The organism is Ruegeria sp. BE9, assembly GCF_056538765.1.
In genome coordinates, this window is sequence record NZ_JBQFTS010000017.1 from 1 (window position 1) to 2,995 (window position 2,995).

Genomic DNA, 2,995 nt, shown 5'->3' on the forward strand with positions numbered 1-2,995 from the left:
ACAAAATGCCAGTGCCAACACTGTCAGCATGTTTTCTTCATCAATTGTTCGGCATGAATACCCCTTCCGAACAATTGATGAAATTAAGCCAAACAATTTTGGTAGTCATTATGCGTTATATGTTAAATGGGGAAGATAGCACCTGAAAACACCGCTCTCACGCCCTCAGACGCTCCAGAAACCACTTTTCAACATCTAGATAGGTTTAGTTACGGCCAAACCGCACTGAAAGTTTGTGACGCTTTAAGGGCGATTTACAGGGCAAAGATGGCGCTGTTCGTTTGAAACAAAAAACGCCCTCTAAGGGGCGTTTTTCTAGGTTTTATCAAAAATGAAGTAATTTAAAGATGCAACATTGGGTTCATCTGTTGGTGCAAGATCCGGATAACAAAGATATCGAACTCTCGAACTCGATAAAAAATGGCGTGTTTCTGATGATCATGACGACGTACGCCAGAACGAAGTTCGGAGCAATCTCGACCAATGAATGGTGCCTCTGACAGAGTTTGTAAACATTGTTCCATTTCATCGGTGTAGTTGTCGGCTTGCTCTGCGCCAAAATTTAAAAAGGTATATTCGTAGATATCCCCAAAATCGTCTGCTGCTTTTTGGGAAAGTTTATACATGCAGCTTGGCCTTTCTTCTTGCTGCCACTTCTTTTAATGATAAGGAACACTCTCCGCTCGCCTCACCCTCATCGAGCGCTTTTCGCAGTAAGTCTTGTTGATTCTCTTGTTGTTCGAGTAGTCGCAATGCACTTCTCATCACTTCACTTGTTGAGCCGTAACGACCTGTTGCGATCATTTTTTCAATAAAGCCATCGAGCGATTCGCCAATGGTGACACTTGTTGTTCTACCCATAAAGCCACCTGTGTGAATTATTAACACAATTAGTATACAGCAAGTGATGGGTTTACTTTCTCTTTTTCGCAAGCTGCTTATCGCACCATGCGCTTATCTGTGGCGAGTAAAGCGCGAAAACACTAATCAACAACGCGATACCAATGATCACAAATAGGCCACTCATAAGAACCACCTCCCAAGAACATACCTACTCATAAGACTACCACGCCTTTGAGTTTTCCAAACTGAACATCCCCACACCAGGAAATCGGCGAAGCCGTTTTCTTGGTGTGGGGATGCGACAAGCGCAGCGCGTCAGTTCGGCGCCAAATGTTCGTTGTGAACATTCATCTTTCATCACGCTGTCACTTCATATCCCTATCAAATTCACTCAGCGTCCCTCCCTGTTTGCTCGCTCCGCATTGCAAATTTGGGAGAGACACTTCGCAAATTTCGAGGTCGCTCACGCCCTCGCTAGGTTAGAACTTCGTTTAACCTAGCGAGGGCCTATAAAACAAATGATTCAGACATTTCACGCATATTAAATGACGCATATTAAATACGAAATTTGATTTTTAACCAAGTTCAGTGCATTATTTACTCAACGATGTGAATCAGTTTCATAGTGTGTCGCTACTTAAAGCGAGTTTGTTTTTCCCTGTTCAATCTGAAAATAAACAGAGGCCAGTCAGTCTCTTTTGAGCTTGGTTAATGTCCACCGGAGCAGTTAATTCCGAGGCGCTTAATCGCGTTATACAGTTCTCAACTGGTAAAATGAGACGGTGCTTTGAACGTCATTCAAAGAAAATGGAAGAGGAAAACGGTCAGGTAATCCTTGTGCCCAACAGCACTAAACTGGCGAATAGGCATTAAGTTGTCGCTGTCTCGAATGTTCGAGATTGTATGTTCTTACAAGGAAAAACAATGTCATACACTTACAACCAAAGAGAGAATATTCGCACCTCATTTGAGGTCGAAAAACTCTATAACACTCACAAAGGTTTTATTGGCCGCCTCCCAGAGGTTGAATACAAACAATCCAATGGAACATGGCAAAGTGCCGGTTCGCGATGGTTAATCAACGTCGACGATATACAAACCATCATGGACGAAGGTTTTAAAAGCACTCAACTCTAATGACTGACTTCGATGTTCAAAGCGAACTTTCAGCCCTGAAAGCTCAAACACAATCCATACGGAAACGCTCTTATTCCGCTCGTAAATCACGCCTCGACAAATACAAGCATCAACTCTTAGAGCTACATCAAGCTGGCGCAACAGGCGCAGAGCTTCAGCGTTGGCTTCGCACCAATAAACGGATCAAAGTGGCCCATTCAACCGTTCTCAGATGGTTAGAAAAAAATGGCTAAATTTGCAAAGAACGTAGATCCCAAAGCCGTTGCTGAAAAGCAGGCCGCGAACGTTATGAAGCAGATGCAGGGGAAAAATCTAGCGAGCGTTGGCACCGTTCGTAACTACGAAGAACGTCTGTCGATTGTGGCCCAATACGCCAATGCAGAATTTAAATGTGGGCTGAGGGATTTAACGGTCGAACAGGCACACCTGTATTTGACCGATAGAGCCGCTGAAGTGGGGCAAAAAACCTTAGATATGGAGCGTCAGGCGATTCAATCGATGATGCAAAATGTCACGGGAAAACTAGGCCAAACGGAAAAGCTGGACGTTATAAAATCCGAGCATAAACAAATTCTTTCCTCTCGCTCTTACACCAATGAACAAATTCAAATGGTGGTCAACGCCCAAACCGAACGCAACGCGCTCGCGACTGAAATCGCTCACGCTGCAGGACTTCGAGCGCATGAACTTCATACTCTGCAACGCATCGAAGAACGCAAACCCGACCCAAGGCCAGCACTAAAAGAAAAATTCACTGGTCGAGATGGAGAGCGTTACACCGTAAAGGGAAAAGGCGGCCTTGTCCGTGAAATTCTCATTCCCCAAAGCCTTGCCGAAAGATTGGAAGAGCGCAGACTGAATCAACCGATGCAAATTACCGATCGAGGAGTGAACTACACCAGTTATTACGACATTAATGGCGGTAATCGTTGGTCCAGTTCTTTCACCGCGGCATCAAATCGAGCATTAACTTGGAGTGCCGGAGCACATGGTCTAAGGCATAGCTACGCCCAAG

General features: G+C 44.6%; 4 protein-coding genes. 2 read left to right on the forward strand and 2 right to left on the reverse strand.

All coding sequences use genetic code 11. From position 1 onward, the window contains the following. Nucleotides 1-341: 341 nt before the first annotated feature. A complete protein-coding gene (locus ACR0EO_RS22045; protein ID WP_012615283.1) occupies nucleotides 342-626 on the reverse strand; it encodes a type II toxin-antitoxin system RelE/ParE family toxin in 285 nt (94 codons plus the stop codon). Continuing rightward, entirely contained in the window at nucleotides 619-861 is a 243-nt protein-coding gene (locus ACR0EO_RS22050; protein WP_029627482.1) for a type II toxin-antitoxin system ParD family antitoxin, read from the reverse strand. Before ACR0EO_RS22050 ends, ACR0EO_RS22045 begins: the two co-directional genes overlap by 8 nt. A 1,118-nt stretch (nucleotides 862-1,979) precedes the next feature. On the opposite strand from ACR0EO_RS22050, the gene ACR0EO_RS22055 reads away from it, so the two are divergent. Together ACR0EO_RS22055 and ACR0EO_RS22060 are read left to right on the forward strand one after the other, a co-directional pair. Next, a complete protein-coding gene (locus tag ACR0EO_RS22055; RefSeq protein WP_029627478.1) occupies nucleotides 1,980-2,213 on the forward strand; it encodes a hypothetical protein in 234 nt (77 codons plus the stop codon). After that, on the forward strand, nucleotides 2,206-2,995 hold a 790-nt coding region (locus tag ACR0EO_RS22060; protein WP_480693056.1), incomplete at its 3' end, for a hypothetical protein. The genes ACR0EO_RS22055 and ACR0EO_RS22060, both read left to right, overlap by 8 nt.

What these genes read in the sequence shown, in the direction of transcription:
- ACR0EO_RS22045 (WP_012615283.1), bottom strand. Translation starts at nt 626, where the DNA reads ATGTATAAACTTTCCCAAAAAGCAGCAGACGATTTTGGGGATATCTAC.
- ACR0EO_RS22050 (WP_029627482.1), bottom strand. Translation starts at nt 861, where the DNA reads ATGGGTAGAACAACAAGTGTCACCATTGGCGAATCGCTCGATGGCTTT.
- ACR0EO_RS22055 (WP_029627478.1), top strand. Translation starts at nt 1,980, where the DNA reads ATGACTGACTTCGATGTTCAAAGCGAACTTTCAGCCCTGAAAGCTCAA.